Source organism: Pseudomethylobacillus aquaticus (genome assembly GCF_003730115.1).
In the GTDB taxonomy this organism is placed as follows: domain Bacteria; phylum Pseudomonadota; class Gammaproteobacteria; order Burkholderiales; family Methylophilaceae; genus Pseudomethylobacillus; species Pseudomethylobacillus aquaticus.
On the sequence record NZ_RJVP01000005.1, the window covers coordinates 72,427 to 94,336 of the forward strand.

At 58.3% G+C, this 21,910-nt stretch carries 21 protein-coding genes; 18 read left to right on the forward strand and 3 right to left on the reverse strand.

Going from position 1 to position 21,910, the window contains the following annotated elements:
- Positions 1 to 2: 2 nt before the first annotated feature.
- Positions 3 to 809, forward strand: coding sequence for a ZIP family metal transporter (locus ED236_RS09650; RefSeq protein WP_123237768.1), 807 nt, complete (start codon positions 3 to 5; stop codon positions 807 to 809).
- Here the strand turns inward: ED236_RS09650 and ED236_RS09655 are convergent.
- A complete protein-coding gene (locus tag ED236_RS09655) occupies positions 753 to 980 on the reverse strand; it encodes a hypothetical protein (RefSeq protein ID WP_123237769.1) in 228 nt (75 codons plus the stop codon). The two genes, ED236_RS09650 and ED236_RS09655, sit on opposite strands and share 57 nt — an antisense overlap.
- 15 nt (positions 981 to 995) lie before the next feature.
- Between ED236_RS09655 and rimO the strand changes: the two genes are divergently transcribed.
- On the forward strand, positions 996 to 2,360 hold the full coding sequence (gene rimO / locus ED236_RS09660; RefSeq protein ID WP_123237770.1) for a 30S ribosomal protein S12 methylthiotransferase RimO: 1,365 nt from the start codon (positions 996 to 998) through the stop codon (positions 2,358 to 2,360).
- Positions 2,361 to 2,520: 160 nt separating this feature from the next.
- Here rimO and ED236_RS09665 read toward each other — a convergent pair whose 3' ends face one another.
- Both ED236_RS09665 and ED236_RS09670 read right to left on the reverse strand, forming a co-directional pair.
- Positions 2,521 to 2,868: a hypothetical protein gene (locus tag ED236_RS09665; protein ID WP_123237771.1), complete on the reverse strand. Its 348-nt coding sequence runs from the start codon at positions 2,866 to 2,868 to the stop codon at positions 2,521 to 2,523.
- Positions 2,869 to 2,993: 125 nt separating this feature from the next.
- Positions 2,994 to 3,611: a TetR family transcriptional regulator gene (locus ED236_RS09670; protein WP_123237772.1), complete on the reverse strand. Its 618-nt coding sequence runs from the start codon at positions 3,609 to 3,611 to the stop codon at positions 2,994 to 2,996.
- Positions 3,612 to 3,749: 138 nt separating this feature from the next.
- Between ED236_RS09670 and ED236_RS09675 the strand changes: the two genes are divergently transcribed.
- From ED236_RS09675 to ED236_RS09750, 16 genes are all read left to right on the forward strand, one after another.
- Positions 3,750 to 4,952, forward strand: coding sequence for an efflux RND transporter periplasmic adaptor subunit (locus tag ED236_RS09675; protein ID WP_123237773.1), 1,203 nt, complete (start codon positions 3,750 to 3,752; stop codon positions 4,950 to 4,952).
- Positions 4,953 to 4,964: 12 nt separating this feature from the next.
- Positions 4,965 to 8,078 carry an efflux RND transporter permease subunit gene (locus ED236_RS09680; protein ID WP_123237774.1) on the forward strand — a complete coding sequence of 1,038 codons (3,114 nt, stop codon included), beginning with the start codon at positions 4,965 to 4,967 and terminating at the stop codon, positions 8,076 to 8,078.
- The gene (locus ED236_RS09685; RefSeq protein ID WP_123237775.1) at positions 8,075 to 9,484 is read left to right on the forward strand and encodes an efflux transporter outer membrane subunit; all 1,410 of its coding nucleotides are present in this window, start codon (positions 8,075 to 8,077) and stop codon (positions 9,482 to 9,484) included. The genes ED236_RS09680 and ED236_RS09685 overlap by 4 nt, the downstream gene beginning before the upstream one ends.
- 34 nt (positions 9,485 to 9,518) lie before the next feature.
- Positions 9,519 to 10,916 carry a glutamate--tRNA ligase gene (gene gltX / locus ED236_RS09690; protein ID WP_123237776.1) on the forward strand — a complete coding sequence of 466 codons (1,398 nt, stop codon included), beginning with the start codon at positions 9,519 to 9,521 and terminating at the stop codon, positions 10,914 to 10,916.
- Between the two features lie 241 nt (positions 10,917 to 11,157).
- Positions 11,158 to 11,391: an RNA chaperone Hfq gene (gene hfq, locus ED236_RS09695; RefSeq protein ID WP_123237777.1), complete on the forward strand. Its 234-nt coding sequence runs from the start codon at positions 11,158 to 11,160 to the stop codon at positions 11,389 to 11,391.
- 54 nt (positions 11,392 to 11,445) lie between these two features.
- On the forward strand, positions 11,446 to 12,609 hold the full coding sequence (hflX, locus tag ED236_RS09700) for a ribosome rescue GTPase HflX (RefSeq protein WP_123237889.1): 1,164 nt from the start codon (positions 11,446 to 11,448) through the stop codon (positions 12,607 to 12,609).
- A gap of 30 nt (positions 12,610 to 12,639) precedes the next feature.
- Positions 12,640 to 13,797 (forward strand): FtsH protease activity modulator HflK, encoded by a 1,158-nt coding sequence (hflK, locus tag ED236_RS09705; RefSeq protein ID WP_123237778.1) that lies wholly within the window; start codon positions 12,640 to 12,642, stop codon positions 13,795 to 13,797.
- A gap of 42 nt (positions 13,798 to 13,839) precedes the next feature.
- Positions 13,840 to 14,715: a protease modulator HflC gene (gene hflC, locus ED236_RS09710; protein ID WP_123237779.1), complete on the forward strand. Its 876-nt coding sequence runs from the start codon at positions 13,840 to 13,842 to the stop codon at positions 14,713 to 14,715.
- A 21-nt stretch (positions 14,716 to 14,736) separates the two neighbouring features.
- A complete protein-coding gene (locus tag ED236_RS09715; protein ID WP_123237780.1) occupies positions 14,737 to 14,922 on the forward strand; it encodes a DUF2065 domain-containing protein in 186 nt (61 codons plus the stop codon).
- A gap of 15 nt (positions 14,923 to 14,937) precedes the next feature.
- Positions 14,938 to 16,122 carry an ATP phosphoribosyltransferase regulatory subunit gene (locus tag ED236_RS09720; protein ID WP_123237890.1) on the forward strand — a complete coding sequence of 395 codons (1,185 nt, stop codon included), beginning with the start codon at positions 14,938 to 14,940 and terminating at the stop codon, positions 16,120 to 16,122.
- Positions 16,123 to 16,160: 38 nt separating this feature from the next.
- Complete coding sequence (locus tag ED236_RS09725) at positions 16,161 to 17,483, forward strand: adenylosuccinate synthase (RefSeq protein WP_123237781.1); 1,323 nt, start codon at positions 16,161 to 16,163, stop codon at positions 17,481 to 17,483.
- Between the two features lie 5 nt (positions 17,484 to 17,488).
- Positions 17,489 to 18,040: a flavoprotein gene (locus ED236_RS09730; protein WP_123237891.1), complete on the forward strand. Its 552-nt coding sequence runs from the start codon at positions 17,489 to 17,491 to the stop codon at positions 18,038 to 18,040.
- Positions 18,016 to 19,425 (forward strand): DUF6513 domain-containing protein, encoded by a 1,410-nt coding sequence (locus ED236_RS09735; RefSeq protein ID WP_123237782.1) that lies wholly within the window; start codon positions 18,016 to 18,018, stop codon positions 19,423 to 19,425. Before ED236_RS09730 ends, ED236_RS09735 begins: the two co-directional genes overlap by 25 nt.
- Entirely contained in the window at positions 19,422 to 19,997 is a 576-nt protein-coding gene (locus ED236_RS09740; protein ID WP_123237783.1) for a DUF447 domain-containing protein, read from the forward strand. Before ED236_RS09735 ends, ED236_RS09740 begins: the two co-directional genes overlap by 4 nt.
- Positions 19,994 to 20,668, forward strand: coding sequence for a (5-formylfuran-3-yl)methyl phosphate synthase (locus tag ED236_RS09745; protein WP_123237784.1), 675 nt, complete (start codon positions 19,994 to 19,996; stop codon positions 20,666 to 20,668). The genes ED236_RS09740 and ED236_RS09745 overlap by 4 nt, the downstream gene beginning before the upstream one ends.
- A 147-nt stretch (positions 20,669 to 20,815) precedes the next feature.
- Entirely contained in the window at positions 20,816 to 21,892 is a 1,077-nt protein-coding gene (locus ED236_RS09750; protein WP_123237785.1) for an OmpA family protein, read from the forward strand.
- Positions 21,893 to 21,910 lie beyond the last annotated feature (18 nt).

Genomic DNA, 21,910 nt, shown 5'->3' on the forward strand with positions numbered 1-21,910 from the left:
CCATGACGACTTTATCTTCCATTATCCTGACCTGCCTCGCAGGTGGACTGCTGAGCGTGGCCTGTGCCGCGTTCTTTGCATTGAATGCCCGCGTTTCCTGGATCCCGACGCTGATCAGCTATGCCATCGGTGCATTGCTGGGTGCGGTGTTCCTGGAGATACTGCCGCACGCCTTTGAGGCGGCCAGCAGCGTGGAGAACATGGCGGCGACCGTGCTGGTGGGCATACTGGTGTTCTTTGTGCTGGAAAAGCTGGTGTTATGGCGCCATTGTCACGGCGATCACTGCGAAGTGCATGCGCCGGATGAGCACCATGGGCACAGCCACGCGCATGCGCACGGCGCTGACCATGCACATGACCATGGCCGCAGCGGCATGATGATCATGATAGGCGACACCTTCCACAATTTTGTCGATGGTATCCTGATCGCGGCCGCGTTCATGCTGGATGTGAAGCTGGGCATGGTGACGGCGCTGGCCATCATCGCGCATGAGATCCCGCAGGAAGTCGGCGATTTCCTCATTCTGCTGCATTCCGGCTACAGCAAGAAGAAAGCCTTGCTGTTCAACCTGCTGTCCAGTCTGGCAACCTTGCTGGGCGGCTTGATCGCCTACTTCGCTTTGCAGACCGTTGAAGCCTGGATCCCCACCATACTGGGTCTGGCCGCCGCCAGCATGATCTACGTGGCGGTCGCGGACCTGATACCCGGACTGCACAAGCGTACGGAACTCAAAGCCACCTTGCAGCAGGTATTACTGATCGGGCTTGGCGTCAGTTCCATTCTGCTGGTCAAGCTGCTGCTGGAGTAAGGCCTGTTTGATCTGCTGGCGCCTGCGATGTGGCGTGCCCACCACCCACAGGAACAGGGCGCAGGGCAGTAGGCCGTAGAACACAAAGGTCAGCACACCGGCCACTACGGAGGCTTCGGTGGCGGCCATGAGCAGGGTGATGTACAGCCAGGCTATCGCAACGATATACATAGAGTTCTCGAGATTATGAGCATAGACACCGTTAAAAAATCAGCCAACGCCAAGATACCCGCTAATCCCAAAGTGGGCTTCGTTTCTCTGGGTTGCCCCAAGGCGGGTTCCGATGCGGAACGCATTCTGACCCAGCTACGCGCGGAAGGCTACGAGATCTCCGCCAGTTATGAAGAATCCGATCTGGTGGTGGTCAACACTTGCGGATTCATAGACAGTGCGGTGGCGGAATCGCTCGATGCCATCGGCGAGGCGCTCAATAAAAATGGCAAGGTCATCGTCACCGGCTGTCTGGGCGCCAAGGAGGGCGTGGTGCAGACCGCACACCCTTCCGTGCTGGCGGTGACCGGCCCGCATGCGCTGGACGAAGTGATGGGCCATGTACATGACCATCTGCCCAAGCCGCACGACCCGTATACCGACCTGGTGCCGCCGCACGGCGTGCGTCTGACGCCCAAGCATTATGCCTATCTCAAGATTTCCGAGGGCTGTAATCACCGCTGCAGCTTCTGCATCATTCCGTCCATGCGCGGCGACCTGGTCAGCCGGCCTATCGGCGATGTCATGAACGAGGCTGAAAGCCTGGTGCGCTCCGGCGTCTCCGAGATCCTGGTGATCTCGCAGGACACCTCGGCTTACGGCGTGGACGTCAAATACCGTACCGGTTTCTGGAATGGTCGCCCGGTGCGCACGCGCATGACCGAGCTGGCGTCCGCGCTGGGTGAGCTGGGCGTGTGGGTGCGCATGCATTATGTCTACCCGTACCCGCATGTAGACGAGATCATCCCCTTGATGGCGGATGGGCTGATCCTGCCGTATCTGGATGTGCCGTTCCAGCATGCCAGCCCGCGCATCCTCAAGGCCATGAAGCGTCCGGCCAGTTCCGAGAACAATCTGGCGCGCATCAAGGGTTGGCGCGATGTGTGTCCGGACATCACCATCCGCAGTACCTTTATTGTCGGTTTCCCCGGCGAGACCGACGACGATTTCGAGCAGCTGCTGGAGTTCATGCAGGAGGCGCAGCTGGATCGCGTCGGTTGCTTTACATATTCGGCGGTGGATGGCGCGGCTGCCAATGCGCTGGCCGACCCGGTGCCGGAATCACTGAAACAGGAACGTCTGGCGCGCTTCATGGCAGTGCAGGAAGCCATCAGTGCCGCCAAGCTGCAGGCCAAGGTGGGCACCATACAGACCGTGCTCATCGACGAGGTGGATGGCGATATGGCGATCGGCCGCACCATGGCGGACGCGCCCGAGATCGACGGTGTGGTGCATCTGGCCGATGGCGCGGAGCTGCAGCCAGGTGACCTGGTCGATGTGCAGATCACCTCTGCTGATGGCCATGACCTGTGGGGCGGCCCACCGGATGATGATTTCTAGGTGGATAGTGGCTGGCGCTGATCAGCGCCTGATTTTTTATAAACAACCCTGGTTATAAAGCACCTGGCCAAGGCTGTTCCCACATGGCAGTGTCAGTCACCGGGTATACAGGCTTGCTGGTCATGCAGCAGGCAATGGCGGGCTAGCCTGTGTCGTCGTTTCAGGCCGGCTGAGTTGCTTGCAGGTCGCCGAACAGATCGGGCACCAAAGGTGCTGGCCGCTCTGCATCGGCTCTGTCTTCAAGAAAATCCAGGGTATAAGGGCAACGGCTGGGTTTGCGCTGCGCCTTGCGGCGTTTCGGTGTGGTCGGCTCGGTGTTGATGTACGGGGTCTGGCTGATCAGCTGATAGCCGGCACGGCTGAGTTTTTCCGAGGTGGTTTCGAACAGGCTGAGCGGGTTATCGATGTTTTGCAGGGTCACAACAGACTTATGGACTTTCAGTACGCTGTACATCACAAAGCGGCTGGCGGTTTGTTTGCCGTAGATTTCGCCCGCGTTTATCTGCATATCGCCTCCTTGCCTGCACGATGTGCGCATCATAGCGGCTTTAGGCATGCACAGGCAAATCTGCCAGCCGGGCTAGGCTTGGGGGCTGGCCTGGGCTGGTCATTTTTCTACTATTTGGTTTTCTATTATTTTCTGCGCAGTGCCATGTGAGACTTGATCAGTTGTCTGGCTTGCTGGCGGATAGGGCTGCCATCGGTTTCTTTCACCCACATATGCAATAGTCCGGTGAAGAACATGTGGGTGTCCATGGAGTATTCCGCCGGCGTGAGCCCGTCACGTAACAAGCCCTTGGCGGCAGCACGCTCATACACCAGGGTGATGTTCTCGACGATGCCCGAACAATTCGATAAAAGCTTCTGTAAAACCTCGGCGAACTCGTCCACGTATTCACACTTGATCATCATGATCTCGTAGGTCTGGCGTGTCGTAATACATTCATCCAGCACCTGTATGGTGCCCGAAAGAAAGTGCTCGATGCGCGTCAGCGGATCGGCTGAGCCTTCCACCAGCAAGGTGTCGTCCATGCGGTCTATAAGCGGCAGGAACACCTGTTCGCGCATGGCCTGGAACAGCTCGGTCTTGTTTTCGAAGTGCCAGTAGACAGCCCCGCGCGTGACACCAGCCTGAGTGGCGATGTGCTCCATGGTGCTGCGACTTACGCCGCGCGCAAGGAATACTTCGCGTGCCGCATCGATGATACGCAGGCGTGTCAGTTCTGCGTCTTCTTTGGTCTTGCGTACCATGCTTTATTTCACTCCTGTCACCAAAAATAACCGTTCGGGCTATTTACATACATTCTTGTTTGTATATAATTTACTCGAATCCGGGCAAGTAATCAACCATTTTGTGCCCAAACCTATTATCAGTTCAGGGAGTTTTACATGGCATCAATCTTATCTGCGCCATTGCGCAACGCCGTTCGTCAGCCCTTGTTGCATTCGGGTCTGCTGGGGCTGCTCATGCTGGCTTTGCTATTGCAGGCTTGTGGCAAAGGAGACGATGCGGCTGCGCAGGCGCATGGTCCCGGTGCCATGCCGGTCACCATGCTGACGGTGGCAGCAAGCAGCATGCCCATCAGCGCTGAAGTGGTGGCACAAACCGAAGGCGCCAAAGAAGTGGAGATCCGCGCACGTGTAGGTGGCATCCTGCTGAAACGCCTGTACGAAGAGGGGGCTACGGTGAAGGCGGGTCAGGCGCTGTTCCAGATCGACCCGGAGCCCTATCGCATCGCATTGGCACAAGCCCGTGCCCAGCTGGCGGCCCAGCAAGCGCGTGTGGACCAAACCACACGTGAAGAGGCACGCTTGAAGGGTTTGCTGGAAACGCAGGCGGTGAGCCAGCGTGAATACGACAATGCCTCTTCTGACCATGCGCTGGCTAAAGCCACGCTGCAACAGATGCAGGCCAGTGTGCGCGAAGCAGAGCTGAATCTTTCTTACACGCTGGTGACGGCACCTGTAGGCGGGGTATCCGGTCGCTTCCAGTTCTCGGAAGGTGCGCTCATCGCGGCCAATACCAGCTTGCTGACCACCGTGGTGCAAATCTCACCGATCTGGGTGCGATTCAGCTTCTCTGACAATGAGTTGGCCAAGCTGGGCGGCCGCCTCAATAACAACAATGTACGCGAAGTCACGCTGACCCTGCCGGACGGCAGCGCCTATGCGCAGACCGGCAAGCTCAACTTCGCGGCAAGCCAGATCGACCCTGTGCTGGGTACGCAGCAGCTGCGTGCCACTTTCGACAATACCGATCAAAAGCTGCTGCCAGGCCAGTTCGTGCGTGCCCGTGTGACCACGGGGCAGCGTGATGGCGTGTTCCTGGTGCCGCAAGTGGCCGTGCAGACTGGCGATCAGGGCAAGTTCGTCTACGTTGTCAACGAGGCGGGTGAAGCGACGCCACGTCCTGTGGTCGTGGGGGATTGGGTAGGCAAGGACTGGGCGATCTTGGATGGCCTCAAGGAAGGCGAGCAGGTGATCGTCGACAATCTGATCAAGATCCGTCCTGGTGCCAAGGTCATGGATGTCAGCAAGATGCCACCGCCTGCCGCTCAGCCAGCAGGCGACCAGCCCGCGGCACAACATTAATACGGGGCCGTTATGACCAGATTCTTTATTACACGACCGATCTTTGCTTCGGTACTGTCCATCATCATCGTGCTGGCCGGTCTCGCGGCGGCACTCAAGCTGCCGATCGCACAGTATCCTGAAATCGCGCCGCCTACCGTACTGGTGACGGCAACCTATCCTGGCGCCAGCGCCGATACCCTGTCCAAGACCGTCGCTGCGCCTATCGAGGAGCAGTTGAGCGGTGTGGAAGGCTTGCTGTACTTCAATTCCAGCGCGGACTCCAGCGGCACACTGACCATCACCGCCACTTTCGAGATCGGCACTGATGTCAATCAGGCCACCTTCAACGTCAGCAACCGCGTCAACATCGCCTTGCCGCGCCTGCCCGATGAGGTGCGCCGTACCGGCCTCATCGTGCAGAAGCGCTCCAACGACATCTTGATGGTGCCCATGCTGACCTCGCCTAGCGGCAAGTTCGATCCGCTGTTTTTGAGCAATTACGGCACCTTGAATGTGCTGGATGAACTCAAGCGCATCAAGGGGGTGGGGGATGCCTCCATCTTCGGTGCGCAGGACTACTCCATGCGTATCTGGCTGAAGCCGGACCGCATGGCGCAACTGGGCGTGACCACTTCGGATATCGCCGCGGCCATCCAGTCGCAGAATGCGCAATACGCTGCCGGCAAGATCGGCCAGGACCCGGCACCTGCCGACCAGCAGATCGTCTACACCGTGACCGCCAAGGGCCGCCTGCTGGACCCGGAAGAGTTCGGTAACATCATCCTGCGTGCCGAAGGGCCGCGTGGCGTACTGCGCCTTGGAGATGTAGCTCGTATCGAACTGGGTTCGCAAAGCTACAACATCCGTACCACCCTGAACGGCAAGCCTGGCGTCGCCATCGGTATCTTCCTGCAAAGTGGCGCCAATGCGCTGGATACCGCGACCGCCATCAAGAAGAAGATGGAAGAGCTCAAACAGGATTTCCCGGAGGGCATGGAATATCAGATCCCCTACGACACCAGCGATTTCGTGAAATCGTCCATCGAAGAGGTGGTCAAGACCTTGGGTGAGGCCATGCTGCTGGTGGTGCTGGTGGTGTTCCTGTTCCTGCAAAGCTGGCGCGCGACGCTGATCCCGATGATCGCGGTGCCGATCTCGCTGATCGGTACCTTTGCCGGTCTGTGGTTGTTCGGCTTCTCCATCAACACGCTGACGCTGTTCGCCATGGTGCTGTCCATCGGTATCGTGGTCGATGATGCCATCGTGGTGCTTGAAAACATCGAGCGCCTGATGAAGGAAGAAAAACTGTCGCCTATGCATGCGGCGATCAAGTCCATGCAGCAAGTGTCGGGCGCTGTGGTGGCCATTGTGCTGGTGCTGTGCGCGGTGTTCGTGCCGGTGGCGTTCATGGGCGGTATCGCCGGTGAGTTGTATCGCCAGTTCGCGGTGACTGTGGCGGTGGCGGTGGTGATCTCCGGCATCGTGGCGCTGACGCTGACGCCTGCACTGTGCGCCATCATTCTGAAGCCGGTGCACAAGGAGACGCGTTTCTTCGCTGCTTTCAACCGTGGTTTCACACGCCTGACCAGGTTCTATACCGATACGGTGAACCTGACCTTGCATCACCGCATCATAGGCGGCGTGGTGTTCGTGGGCATCATCGCGCTGGCAAGCTGGTTGCTGGTGAAAGTGCCAGGCAGCTTCGTGCCTGCGGAAGATCAGGGCTATGTGATCACCGCCTTTGTGCTGCCGGATGGCGCGACCCTGAACCGCACCACCAAAACGACAGAAGCCGTGCGCTCCGAGATCGCCAAGGAATCGTCCGTGGTGATGCAGTTCGTCATCAACGGCCTGGACCTGATCGGTGGTGGCAACAAGACCAGTGCCGCGACCATGTTCGTGCGTATGAAAGACTGGGGTGAGCGCAAGGAAACCGCCGATGACATCGTCAACAAGCTGGTCGGTTTCGGCATGATGCAGCAGGACGGTCTGGCCTTTGCCTTCAACCCGCCAGCGATCCGTGGTCTGGGTCAGGCGGGCGGTGTGGAAGTGTATGTGCAAAGTAAAGGCAGTTCCGACCCGATGCGCTTGTCGTCTGTCGTGAACAATTTTGTGCAGGCCTTGCAGCAGGAGCCCCAGCTCACCGGCATCAATACCTTCTTCCGTCCTACCGTGCCACAGCTGTTCGTGGAAGTGGACGAAGCCAAGGCCTTGTCGCTGGGCGTGCCCATCGCCAGCATCTACGCCACCTTGCAGAGCACCATGGGTTCGCTGTATGTGAACGACTTCAATCGCTCCGGTCGTACCTACCGTGTGCAATTGCAGGCAGAGCCGGAATACCGCATGAAGCCGGAGGACCTGGGCCGCGTGTATGTACGCGCCAATAACGGCAGCATGATCCCGATGTCCGCACTGAGCAAGATCAACAACATCGTCGGCGCCGAGCAGCTGGAACGTTACAACGGCCTGCTGTCTGCCAAGGTGTTGGCCAGCGGTGCACCCGGCGTGAGTTCGGGACAGACCATCCAGATGGTGGAGCGTATCGCCGAGCAGAACCTGCCTGAAGGCTACCAGATCGCCTGGACAGGTCAGGCCTATCAGGAGAAACGTACCGGCTCGGCCGCGGTGTTCGCCTTTGCTTTCGCCATCATCATGGTGTTCCTGATCCTGGCGGCTCAGTTCGAGACCTGGGCGCTGCCACTGGCGGTGATCATGGCGGTGCCGTTCGCACTGGCAGGTGCGCTGCTGGCGTTGTTGTTCCGCGGGATGCCCAACGATATCTACTTCCAGATCGGTCTGATCACGCTGGTCGGCTTGGCGGCAAAGAACGCCATCCTGATCGTGGAATTCGCCAGCCAGAAACTGGAAGAGGGCATGCCCTTGCTGGAAGCGGCCGTTGAGGCGGCACGCTTGCGCTTCCGTCCTATCGTCATGACCTCGATGGCGTTCGTGCTGGGTATCGTGCCGCTGGTGATCGCCACCGGTGCCGGTTCCGCTGCACGTCGTTCCATGGGCACAGGTGTATTCGGTGGCATGTTAATGGCGACTTTCGTCGCGACCATCTTTATTCCGATGTTCTTCACCTGGCTGTCGACGCGCCAGGCAGGACATCCTTCCGCATCCGAGCATAAGGAATCCGCATGAGCCCGGGATTTATCATTAAAAAAAGCACACTTCTGATCAGCCTGGCGCTGCTGGCCAGCTGCGCCATGGTGGGCCCTGATTACCAGCGTCCAGCCAGTGAGCTGCCTGCCAACTACACGGCGCCGCAGCAGGCCTCCGATGGTGCCGTGCTGTCACCTACCTGGTGGACGCTGTATCAGGACCCGCAATTGAACCAGTTGGTGGAACAGGCGCTGGCGCGTAACACCGATATCCGTATCGCCCTGGCGCGCGTTGAAGAGGCCGATGCGGCCATGCGTGAAGTCGGCGCTGCGCTGTTCCCGGCGGTGAATCTGACGGGCGGCGGTACCCGTTCGCGGGTCACCGAGGCGGGTGCGTTCCCGGTGTTCAGCAGTAATCCGCGTGAAAACTACGTGATCAGTGCCGGCACCAGCTTTGAACTGGATTTCTGGGGCAAGCTGCGCCGTGGCAAGGAAGCTGCCAAGGCGCAAGCCCTGTCGACGCGTTATGCACGTGACACCCTGCGCATCTCGCTGGCGAGCATGGTGGCCAGCAACTACCTGCAATTGCGCAGCCTGGATACGCAGATCAAGGTGTCACAAGACAGCTTGCGCAGCCGTGAAGACAGCCTGGGTCTGACGCAGCGCCGTCAGGATGGTGGCGTGGCGTCGGCGCTGGATGTGCATCAGGCGCAGGTGGCGGTTTCCAATCTGCGTGCGCAGATCGCCGAACAATCCCGTCTGCGCAGCACCATTCAGAACCAGTTGGCGGTACTGACCGGCATACTGGATCTGCAGCTGGCGGACGCAGATCTGGACAGCTTGCCCGTGCCGCCCGTGCCACCTGCCGGTTTGCCTTCCAGTTTGCTGGAAGCGCGCCCGGATGTGCGCCAGGCCGAGCAGAATCTGGTGGCCGCCAATGCCAACATCGGCGTTGCCAAGGCGGCGCTGTATCCCAGCGTTTCCCTGACGGCCAGCTTCGGTGGCGAAAGCATTGAGCTGGGCGATGTGCTGAAATCGGCAGCACGTGTCTGGAGCACCGGCTTGAGCTTCAGCTTGCCCATCTTCAATGCCGGCCGTCTGGATGCACGTGTCGATCAGGCCGCAGCACGTCAGAAACAGATGCTGGTCACCTATGAGCAGGCGTTGAACAATGCCTTCCGTGAAGTCAACGATGCACTGGTCACCACCCGTCAGACGGGTGAACGAGAAGCGGCCTTGAAGATGAGTGCCGATGCGGCGGGCAAGGCTTTGCAGATCGCCGAACAGCGTTACAAAGCAGGTTATTCGGCTTATCTGGAAGTGCTGGATGCACAGCGTGTCCATAACGATGCCACCCTCGCGTATACGCAGGCACGTCAGACACGACTGGTAGCCACAGTCGAGTTGTTCAAGGCGCTGGGCGGAGGCTGGCAGCCGCAGCCGTGATAGAATCACGCTCCCTTTTGGTGCCGCCTACATAATGACCGTACGTACTCGTTTCGCCCCTAGTCCCACTGGTTTCCTGCATATCGGTGGGGCTAGAACTGCGCTGTTCTCCTGGGCTTATGCCCGCAAACATGCCGGTCAGTTCATCCTGCGCATCGAGGATACCGATGTCGCGCGCTCCACGCCGGAGGCTGTGCAAGCCATCCTGGATGGCATGAACTGGCTGGGCTTGAGCTGGGATGAAGGCCCGTTCTACCAGATGCAGCGCATGGACCGTTACCGCGAGGTGATAGGCCAGATGCTGACCGAGGGCAAAGCATATCGTTGCTACTGCAGCCGTGAAGAGCTGGATGCCTTGCGTGAGCAGCAGATGGCCAGCGGCCTGAAGCCGCGTTACGATGGGCGCTGGCGCCCGGAACCCGGCAAGTTGTTGCCGGAAGTGCCTGCAGGCGTAGAGCCGGTGATCCGTTTCCGTAATCCGCAAGCCGGGGTGGTGGAATGGAACGACCTGGTCAAAGGCAGCATCAGCATCGCCAACAGCGAGTTGGACGACCTCATCATTGCGCGTGCCGATGGCACGCCTACTTATAATTTCTGTGTGGTGGTGGATGACTGGGACATGGGCATCACCCAGGTGATCCGTGGTGACGATCATGTCAACAACACGCCACGCCAGATCAACCTGCTACAGGCCTTGGGTGCGACCGTGCCGCAGTATGCGCATTTGTCCATGATCCTGGGTGACGATGGGCAGAAGCTGTCCAAGCGCCATGGCGCGGTCAGCGTGACCCAATACCATGACGATGGCTATCTGCCCGAAGCGGTGCTCAATTATCTGGCACGCCTGGGCTGGTCACACGGGGATGACGAGATCTTTGACATGGCGCAGTTCTGCCAGTGGTTCGATCTGGATCACATCACTCCCTCGGCGGCACAGTTCAACACCGAAAAGCTCAACTGGCTGAATGCACATTACATCAAACTGGCCGATCTGGAGCGGCTGTCTGCCGATGTGGCACAGCGCTTGTCTGCACAAGGGGTGAGCGTCGCAGCAGAACCTGCACTGCCTGCGGTGCTGGCCTTGTACCGTGAGCGCGCCAATAAGCTCAATGAACTGGCGGCCAGCGTAGCATATTTTTACCGCATGCCACCGATCGATGAAGCGGCGTATGCCAAGCATGTCACTGCCGATGTATTGCCCTTGCTGCAGTCTTTGAGTGATGCTCTGCAGCAGGCAGAGTGGACGGTGGAAGCCATCCATGCCGCGCTGGATCAGGTGGTGAAGGCCGCCGAAGTCAAATTCCCCAAACTGGCCATGCCGCTGCGCGTGCTGCTGACCGGCAGTGCGCAATCGCCCAGTATCGATGCGGTGATGTGCCTGCTGGGGCGCGAAACCACGCTGCAGCGCATGCACTTGCCACTGGCTGGCTGAGGTTGGCATCACGCTTGCTAGTGGATATACGAAGATATGCAGCGCACAACGCCTAGTCAGCACATGTGAGGCGGGCGATGTGCAGGACGGATTGAATTACAGAACGAATCAGGCCTGCTATAGTCACAAGCGAGTGTCTCAAGCAAGAATCAGCGATAAGTAATGCAATGAAATGTACGCGATGCCTGTAAACGGTTGAGCGAAAACCTTAATAACGATAACTCCAGAAGGAGCCTCCACCATGAACGTCAAGGGGCAGATGTTACAAGACCCATTCCTGAATACCCTGCGCAAGGAACATGTGCCTGTTTCGATCTATCTGGTCAACGGCATCAAGTTGCAAGGCCAGGTCGATTCATTTGACCAGTACGTGATCCTCCTCAAGAACACCGTCACCCAGATGGTGTACAAGCACGCTATCTCGACCATCGTGCCCGCCCGCAGCGTCTCTTTGCCGAATGCGACTGAGCAATAAGCGCGTTCTATCCCGGTTGATGACCGGTTCCACTCATGTTTGATCGGTATCCTGATGTTTGACCGCCCCAGTGGCGGTGAAGCCGCCGCACTGGTGAGTCTGGATTTTGGTGATGCGGACTATCAGGACAGTCTGCAGGAGCTGAAACAACTGGCGATCAGTGCCGGGCTCAGCATCAAGGTCACGCTGGAAGGCAGACGCAGCAAACCGGATGCCAAATACTTCATCGGTAGCGGCAAGGCTGAAGAAGTGGCGGCTGCGATGCTGGACACAGGAGCCAAACTGGCTGTGTTCAACCACGACCTCAGTCCTTCGCAACAGCGTAATCTGGAGCGTTTGCTGCAGTGCCGTGTCATCGACCGTACCGGTCTTATCCTGGATATCTTCGCGCAGCGTGCACAAAGCCATGAAGGCAAGTTGCAGGTAGAGCTGGCGCAACTGGACCATATGTCCACGCGTCTGGTGCGCGGCTGGACCCACCTTGAGCGGCAGAAGGGCGGTATCGGTGTGCGCGGTGGTCCGGGTGAGACGCAGCTGGAGCTGGACAGGCGCATGCTGCGCATCCGCGTCAAGCAGTTGCGCGAGAAGCTCGCCAAGCTGTCCCAGCAGCGCGGCATGCAGCGTCGCGCGCGTCGGCGTTCACAAGTGATGTCAGTATCGCTGGTGGGGTACACCAATGCTGGCAAATCCACACTGTTCAACCGGCTTACCCAGTCTGGCGTGTATGCCGCCGATCAGCTGTTTGCCACGCTGGATACCACCTCGCGCAAGCTCTACATTCCGGACTGCGGGCCGGTGGTGTTGTCCGACACGGTCGGCTTTATCAAACATCTGCCACACGCGCTGGTCGAGGCATTCGCCGCGACGCTGGAAGAGACGGCACAGGCCGATCTGCTGCTACATGTGGTGGATATCGCGGGTGGCAACCGGGATGCCCAGATGCAGCAGGTGAATCTGGTGCTGGAAGAGATCGGTGCCAGTGAAGTGCCCCAGGTGCTGGTCATGAACCAGATAGACCGGGCAGGCATGGCGCCGGAATTAGAGCGTGATGAATATGGTAGAATCTGCAAGATATTGATTTCTGCCAAAACCGGTGCCGGGCTGGAGCTGTTGCAGCAGGTGCTGGTGGAATACCAGCAAAGCATGATGCAGAAACTGTCGAGCGAACACGTGGTCGATCAATGGCAGGACGGGGCAGTGAGCCCGGACGTCGCCTGATTCAATAAACTGAAGTTAATGGAGCTATAGATGGCTAATGATCCCGGCTGGGGTAATCGCAACAACAGCGGCCCACCCGATCTGGACGAAGTCATGCGTCAGTTCAGCCGCAAGCTGAACGGTATGTTCGGCAGATCTGGCGGTGGGCAGGATAACGGTCCGCAAACGAATGCGTTCCCAGTATTGCCTTTGATCGGTTTGATCGCCCTGATCTGGATGGCCACCGGTTTCTATATCGTGGATCAAGGCTCGCGTGGCGTGGTGTTGCGCTTCGGTGAGCATGTCGAAACCACGCAACCCGGTCCGCGCTGGCATCTGCCCTACCCGGTGGAGAGCGTCAATGTGGTCAATATGGAACAGGTGCGCACCGTCGAGGTGGGCTATCGCTCCGAGAGTGGTACCGGGCGTAACCGTGAGCTGCGTGAATCGTTGATGCTGACCGATGACGAGAACATCATCGACTTGCAGTTCGCGGTGCAATACAACCTCAAGAGCGTGGAAGAGCTGTTGTTCAACAACCGCTCAACCGAAGACTCGGTACGTGGCATCGCCGAAACCGCGATCCGCGAGATCGTCGGCAAGAGCAAGATGGACTTCGTGCTGTACGAGGGCCGTGAAGCCGTGGCGACCGACGCGCGTCAACTGATGCAGCAGATCCTGGATCGCTACAAGACCGGCATCAACATCGTCAGCGTCACCATGCAGAATGCACAGCCGCCAGAGCAGGTGCAGGCCGCGTTCGATGACGCGGTGAAGGCCGGACAGGACCTGGAACGTCAGAAGAACGAAGGCCAGGCCTACGCCAATGACATTCTGCCCAAGGCGCGCGGTGCCGCTTCGCGTCTGCTGGAAGAAGCCTCAGGTTACAAGCAGCGCGTCGAGAGCGAAGCGACAGGTAATGCCTCCCGTTTCGATCAGGTGCTGACCCAGTATCTGCGCGCACCGGAAGTCACGCGCCAGCGTCTGTATCTGGACGCACAGGAACAAGTGATGTCCAGCGTCAGTAAAGTGGTCGTGGATCAGAAGGGTGGCAACAGCCTGCTGTATCTGCCACTGGACAAGCTGATCTCCGGTAGCAATAGCAACCCGGCCAGCCCGGCGACCGTCGCTCCAGCGACCGTGACGCCAGAGCAGGCGGCACAACGTTTACGTGATGGGTTCAGCAGCCGCGAGCGCGAATCGCGCTGATGCACGCTACTGTCTATCACTGCTATTGAAAGCGAACATCCTATGAGAAATATTGCGACCCTGTTACTCGGCTTGCTGGCAGCATTGCTGCTGCTCAGCCTGTCCGCCTTCACGGTGGATCAGCGTGAATACGCGCTGGTGTTCCGTCTTGGTGAGATCGTGTCAGTCAAGAAGACGCCAGGCCTGTACTTCAAGATGCCATTGGTAGATAACGTACGCTATTTCGACAAGCGCATCCTGACCCTGAACTCTGCTGACCCGGACCGCTTCATCACCAGCGAGAAAAAGAACGTGTTGGTGGATTCCTTCGTCAAGTGGCGCATCATCGACCCGCTCAAATACTATGTTTCGGTTAAAGGTGACGAGCTGCAGGCAGAACGTCGTCTGGCGCAGACCGTGAACGACGGCTTGCGTGCCGAGTTCGGTAAACGCACCATCAATGATGTGGTGTCTGGCGAGCGTAGCAAGATCATGGAGATCCTGCGCGTGCGTGCCGACCGTGATTCGCGTCAGATCGGTATCGAAGTGCTGGATGTGCGCCTCAAGCGTGTCGACTTGCCACAAGAAGTCAGCGAGTCGGTGTACCAGCGTATGGAAGCCGAGCGCAAGCGCGTGGCCAATGAGCTGCGTTCACAAGGCGCGGGTGCGGCTGAAAAGATCCGTGCTGATGCAGACCGTCAACGTGAGGTGATCCTGGCTGAAGCGTTCCGCGAAGCGCAACGCGTCAAGGGTGAAGGCGATGCCAAGGCGTCCGAGATCTACGCCCGTGCCTACGGCAAGAACCCGGAGTTCTACGCGTTCTACCGGAGCATGGAAGCCTACCGTAACAGCTTCCGTGAAAAGACCGACGTCATGGTGCTGGAACCTAATTCGGAGTTCTTCAAGTACATGCGTGATCCTGGCGGTAGCAAAAAATAACCCGTCATCCGTGCTGACACGATGATGACGACCTTGCTGATGGCGCTGGGCTTGATGCTGGTGCTGGAAGGCCTGATGCCGCTGTTGGCGCCACAAACGTGGCGCCAGACCTTTGAGCGCATGCTGACCATGAACAATGGTCAGCTGCGTTTCGTCGGCATACTGTCCATCGTGTTCGGACTGTTGCTGCTTGCTGTGGCTAATTGAATTACTCCTACTATGATGCGTAACTGGTTACTTCCCGAATACATAGAAGACGTGCTGCCCGCCGAGGCCGCACGCATCGAGCAACTGCGTCGTCGCTTGCTGGATCTGTTCCGTAGTCATGGCTATCAGCTGGTGATCCCGCCTTTGATGGAATATGTGGAATCGCTGATGACCGGCACTGGTCACGATCTCGATCTGGCCACCTTCAAAGTCGTGGATCAGCTGACCGGACGCTTGATGGGCGTACGCGCCGACATCACCCCGCAAACAGCCCGTATTGATGCGCACATGCTGAACGCACAGGGCGTGACCCGCCTCTGCTACGCTGGCAGTGTGGCACGCACCCAGCCGGATGGCTTGGCACAGACGCGCGAACCGCTGCAGGTGGGCGCTGAATTGTATGGGCATGCTGGCGTGGAAAGCGATATCGAGATCCAGCGCCTGTTGGTCAAGGCTTTGCAGGCGGCGGGCGTTCAGGATCTGCACATCGATTTCAGTCACGTTGGCATCTTTGGTAGCCTGATCGGCCAAGGCCGCGTTTCTGATGCGCTTGAGCAGCAGTTGTATGATGTGCTGCAAAGCAAGGATCAATCGGCGTTGCGTGCACTGGCTGTGGATCTGGATGCGGACACGCGCGAGGCTTTGTGCAGCCTGACCGAGCTGAATGGTGACATCAGCGTGCTGGATGCAGCGGCACGCCGTTTGCCTGCTACTGCAGAGATCAGCCAGGCTTTGCAGGACCTGCGTCAGATCGGTGAGCAGATTGCTAGCCTGGGCGTGCAGGTGAGCTTTGATCTGGCAGAGTTGCGTGGTTACCATTACCACAGCGGCACCGTATTTGCCGCCTATGCGCAAGGCTATGCAGGCCCGCTGGCCTTGGGCGGGCGTTATGACGAAGTTGGTCTGGCATTCGGTCGTGCACGCCCAGCCACAGGCTTCAGTCTGGACATGCGTGGTCTGGTGACCGCACTGCCACCCGCTGTGCTGGCACGTGGCATCGTCGCGCCTCAGGGCAGTGATGCTGCTTTGCTGATGAAGATAGACCAGCTGCGCGCGGCCGGTGAGATCGTGATCCAGGAATTGCCTGGTCATGCGGAACACCGGGCTGAGCTAGATTGTGACCGCGAACTGGTGCTGGGCGAGCAAGGCTGGCAGGTGGTACAGATCGCAGCGGCTGGCAACGCAGCTGCGATCCTCTAATCAATACCAATCAATCAATACGAAATCCAGAGTCGATAATGAGTAAAAATGTAGTGGTCATTGGCACCCAATGGGGCGATGAAGGCAAGGGCAAGATCGTGGACTGGCTCACCGATCACGCTCAGGGTGTGGTGCGTTTTCAGGGTGGTCATAACGCGGGGCACACGCTGGTCATCGGCCAGGGCGATGACCAGCGTGAATACAAGCTGAACCTGGTGCCATCCGGCATCGTGCGCGAAGGCATACGCTGTTACATCGGCAATGGCGTGGTGCTGGACGCGGGTCACCTGCTGGAAGAGATCGCTGGCCTGGAAAAAGAAGGCATCGAAGTGCGCAGCCGCCTCAAGGTCAGCCCTGGCTGTCCGCTGATCCTGGATTGCCACGTCAAGCTGGACAAAGCGCGTGAAGCAGCGCGTGGTATAGACAAGAAGATCGGTACCACGGGCAAGGGCATAGGCCCGACCTATGAAGATAAAGTGGCACGCCGTGCACTGCGTGTTTACGACCTGTTCTTTCCGGAGCGGTTTGCCGAGAAGCTCAAGGAAGTGTTCGATTATCACAACTTCGTGCTGGTCAATTATCTGAACGCGGAACCTGCCGATTACGAAGCACAGCTCAAACTGTCCATGCAGCAAGCTGAAGCGATACGCCCTATGGTGGCGGATATCTCCGCTGCCCTGTACGAAGCCAACAAGGCCGGCGACCGCCTGCTGTTCGAGGGGGCTCAGGGGACTTTGCTGGATGTGGATCACGGCACCTATCCTTATGTGACCTCTTCCAACTGCGTATCCGGTCAGGCTTCGGCGGGCTCTGGTGTAGGGCCAGGCATGCTGCATTATGTGCTGGGCATCACCAAAGCCTACACCACACGTGTGGGCGGCGGGCCGTTCCCGAGTGAACTGGATATCGAGACTGAAGATTGCCCGGGTTATCAGATGTCCACCAAAGGCCGCGAGATCGGCACCGTGACCAGGCGCAAGCGTCGTTGCGGCTGGTTCGATGCGGCAGCACTGCGTCGTTCTGCACGCATCAACGGGCTGACCGGCCTGTGCATCACCAAACTGGATGTGCTGGACGGCATCGCCGAGCTGGATATCTGCACTGGCTACGAGCTGGACGGTCAGTTGGTCGACATGCTACCAGTGGGGGCGGATGACGTGGCACGCTGCGTGCCCATCTATGAAACCATGCCTGGCTGGAGCGAAAGCACCTTTGGTATCAGCAAATGGGAAGAACTGCCAGCCAATGCACGTGCCTATCTGAGACGCCTGGAAGTGCTGTGCGAAGTGCCGGTACACATCGTTTCCACGGGGCCGGAGCGCGATGAGACCATCGTGCTGCATCACCCTTTCGCGGATTGAGTCAAATGACGTCGGCCCCGGTGCCACAGCGACTTGCCTGGGCCATCACCGGTTCCGGCCATTATTTGCGTGAGTCGCTCGATCTGATCGCCACACTGCCCGATCTGGACTTGTTCCTGAGTCGGGCAGCAGCGGAGATCCTGCAGCAATATGGTTACCAGCATCAGGCTGGCCGCGTGTTCCAGGACAAGACCGCCAGCAGTGTGCCAGTGGAATTGTTCTACCAGGGCCGCTATCACACCCTGGTGATCGCGCCAGCCACTTCCAATACGGTTGCCAAGATGGTGGCCGGCATCTCCGACAATCTGGTCACCAACCTCTATGCGCAAGCTGGCAAGACACGCGTGCCCAGCATCGTGTTTGCCTGTGACACGGCGCCTGAGCTGGAGTCGGAAGCGCCGCGCAACAACATGGTCAAGGTCTATCCGCGCCGTATCGACCTGGATAACATGCAAAAACTGCACACTTTCGAAGAGACCACCGTGGCGGCCGACATGCAGCAATTGCAGGCGGCCATCCAGGCGCGACTGGCATGTCTGAACAACTCCTGTTCCTGACCGGGAAGCTGGCCGAAAAGAGCCTGCATCGTGTGCTGCAGCAGTTGCAACCCAGTCAGCCCTGGCAATACCGTATCCATCAGATCGGCGTTTCGGTGGCTGCCTTGATGACGCCGCAGTTGATCGCCAGACGCTTGCCCAGCACAGGAGATGCCCAGCGCATGATATTGCCCGGCTTGTGTCAGGGCGATCTCAGTCTGCTGGAGCAGAAGTACGGTATTCCCGTCGAGCGTGGGCCTGTCGATCTGAAAGACCTGCCGCAATACTTTGGCCGTGGTGGCAAGGCACCTGACCTCTCCGGGCAGGATGTGATGATCTTTGCCGAGATCGTCGAAGCTCCTCAGCTCAATATCGAACAGATACTCGCTCGCGCCCGCCATTATCAACAGCAGGGTGCTGACGTGATCGATCTGGGCTGTCTGCCCGGCGTGCCATTCCCGCATCTGGCAGAGGCCATCCAGAGTCTCAAGGCCGCAGGCTACCGGGTCAGCGTCGATTCGCTGGACAGCAGCGATCTGCTGCTGGCAGGCAAGCATGGTGCTGATTTTCTGCTGAGTCTGAATGAAAAGACGCTATGGATCGCAGATGAGGTGCCCTCGGTGCCCGTGCTGATCCCGGCGCGTCCACGCAGCCTGCCATCCTTGTATCGTGCCATCGAGGCCATGCAGAACAAAGGCTTGCCGTTCATCGCAGACCCTATCCTGGACCCGATCCCGTTTGGTTTTGCTGAATCCATCGTGCGTTACCACAAGCTACGCAAACGTTACCCGGACATTACCGTGATGATGGGCGTGGGTAACCTCACCGAACTGACCGATGCCGATACCACAGGCATCAACGCCATGCTGTTCGGCGTCATCACCGAACTTAAACTCAATGCAGTACTTACTACGGCGGTCAGTGCGCATGCCAGTCAGGCCGTTTCTGAAGCGGATCAGGCGCGCCGCATCATGTATGCTGCGCGCGAAGATGGCCGCCTGCCACGTGGCTACAGCGACGCCTTGCTGGCTTTGCATGACCGTCGCCCGTTCCCCTATACCGCGGAGGAGATCGCCGAGCTGGCGACTGCCATCAAGGACCCCAGCTTCCGCATCCAGGTCAGTGGCGATGGCATCCATATCTACAACCGCGATGGCGAACATGTGGCGACCGACCCGTTCGAGCTATATCCGTATCTGGGTGTGGCGGATGACGCCTCCCATGCGTTCTACCTTGGTGTGGAACTGGCACGCGCGCAGATCGCCTGGCAACTCAAAAAGCGCTACAGCCAGGATGAGCCGCTGAGTTGGGGATGCAGTGCGGAAGCGCTGGATGCCGCTGGCAAGGTGGCGCATCGGGATGCTTCCTTGCAAGAGCAGCGAGCCCGCAACAAGGAGAAGGGGTGATCTACGAGACCATCATCACCAGTGTGGACGCTGTTGGCAAGCCGCATATCGCGCCGTTTGGTGTCCGCGAGCAGGATGGACGTGTGCTGATCTCGCCATTCCGGCCGTCCACTAGCCTGGATAATCTGCTGCGTACCGGCCATGCGGTCATGAACCTCACTGATGATGTACGTATCTTTGCCGGTGCGTTGACCGGGCGTCGCGATTGGCCGGTGCGTCCGGCCGAGCAGGTCTCGGGCTATGTATTGCAAGCGGCATTGGCACATCGCGAACTGGTGCTGGAAGATGTGCAGGAAGATGCGACACGGCCTGTGCTGATATTCCGTGTTGTCCATGCCGCCATGCATGCGCCGTTCTGTGGGTTTAATCGTGCGCAAGCGGCGGTGATCGAGCTGGCGGTGCTGGTCAGTCGTTTACATTTGTTGCCGCAAGACAAGATCATCAATGAACTGGCGTATCTGCAGATTGCGATCGACAAGACCGCTGGCGCTAAGGAGCTGGAGGCCTGGGGCTGGTTGATGGCGGCTGTTAACAGCCATCTGCACCAAAATGAACCAGTGGGTACAGCATGACCAGCTTGTTGTTGAGTGTACGCAATGCCGAGGAAACCTTGCTTGCTTTGCAGACGCAAGTTGGCATCATCGATTTCAAGGATCCGGCGCTTGGTGCACTTGGTGCCTTGCCTGCCGCACAAGTACAGGCTTTGCTGCGTCTGGTGGCCGGTCGTAAGCTGACCAGTGCCACCATAGGCGATGTACCGATGACGCCTGATCGGATAGTTCCGTCTGCGCTTGCGATGGCCGGGACCGGGGTGGACATGGTCAAGGTGGGCATCTTTAAGGATGGCAAGCCTCTTGCTTGTATCCAAGCATTGTCTGGATTGGCACAACAAGGTGTGAGTATGGTTGCTGTGCTGATGGCGGACCAGCAACCAGACTTAAATCAGATCGTTGCGATCGCGCAGGCTGGATTCAAAGGCGTGATGCTGGATACGGCGGTTAAGAATCGCTCAGGTTTGTTGCAGCACCTGCAAATGGAAGAGATTCAGCACTTTGTTGCGCTTGGCAGGCAGTATGATCTGATGATCGGCCTGGCAGGAGAGTTAAGGCATCAGCAGGTGCTGGAACTCTTGCCGTTAGCCCCTGATTATATTGGAGTGCGCGGTGCGGCCAGCCGCGGCCAGGACCGTATCTCAAGCCTGGATGTGGAGCGTATTGAGGGTTTGCTGGCGCTGTTGCAGTAAAGCAACATTCGGTCCCGAATCCAGTAACGGCGCTGTATAAGCCGGAACTGAGGTTGCAACTGTCATCTTGATTGCGTATATTCAAGGCTGAAAGTACAGAAGCAATCGCTGTAGAAATTATTAATGACTCAAAGGAGTATTAAAAACATGAAAAACAGACTGATTCAAGTCGCGCTTGCCAGTGCTTTGGCAATCTCCGCTTCCGCAGCTGTTGCTGAAGATGCCTACCAAGGCTCCTGGTACCTGCTGCCAGGTATCGGCGTTATGAACACTGACAAGGATTTGCTGGCACAAGACGGCAAGCCATCCGGTTTCCTGCGTATTGCCAAGGAAATCAGCCCGCACTGGGACATTCAGGTAGGTGGTAGCTACGCTGAAGCTGACGAGAGCAGCCAAGTCATCGCCGGTGGTGATTACAAGCAGACCCTGTTCGGTGTCGACGCACTGTATATGTTCAGCCGCGAAAAATTCCGTCCGTTCCTGCTGGCTGGTGTGGGCCTGGCCCGCAACAAGGTTGATTACACCGGTACTCCAATCGGTAATGTTAATGACAGCAAGACTTCTGCAGCTGGCAGCCTGGGTCTGGGTTTCCAGTACCTGTTCACCGAGAAGCTGGGTATGCAAGCTGAGTACCGTCATGTACGCAGCCGTGCTGAAGCGAATGGCGATACCGAAACCATCGGTAACGATTACTTCAATCTGGGCGTAATCTTCAAGTTCGGCGCACCTCCACCTGCCCCAGCACCTGAGCCTATCCCGGTTGCAGCTGCTCCGGAACCAACTCCAGAGCCAGAACCCGTCATGGCGCCAGAGCCAGAACCAGTTGGCCCTGCTGAGCCAGCGTTCGAAAAAGTGACCTTGGCATCTGAAGTGCTGTTCGCTTTCGACAAGGCTGTGCTGAAGCCAGAAGGCAAAGCCATTCTGGATAATGATGTCGTCGGCAAGATGAAGGCACATCCTGAAGTTGAGCTGCTGCTGATCACTGGTCACACTGACCGTATCGGCGATGCAAACTACAACCAGAAGCTGTCCGAGCGTCGCGCTGCTAGCGTGAAGAGCTACCTGGTCAGCCAAGGTGTAGAGGCAAGCCGCCTGCATGCAGTTGGCAAGGGTGAGTCCGAGCCTGTCGCTGATTGCGTGGGTGTACGTGGCAAGAAAGCCATCGAATGCCTGCAACCTAACCGCCGTGTCGTCGTTGAAATCGAAGTTCAACGTCAGAACTAAGCACTGGCTAATAAAAAA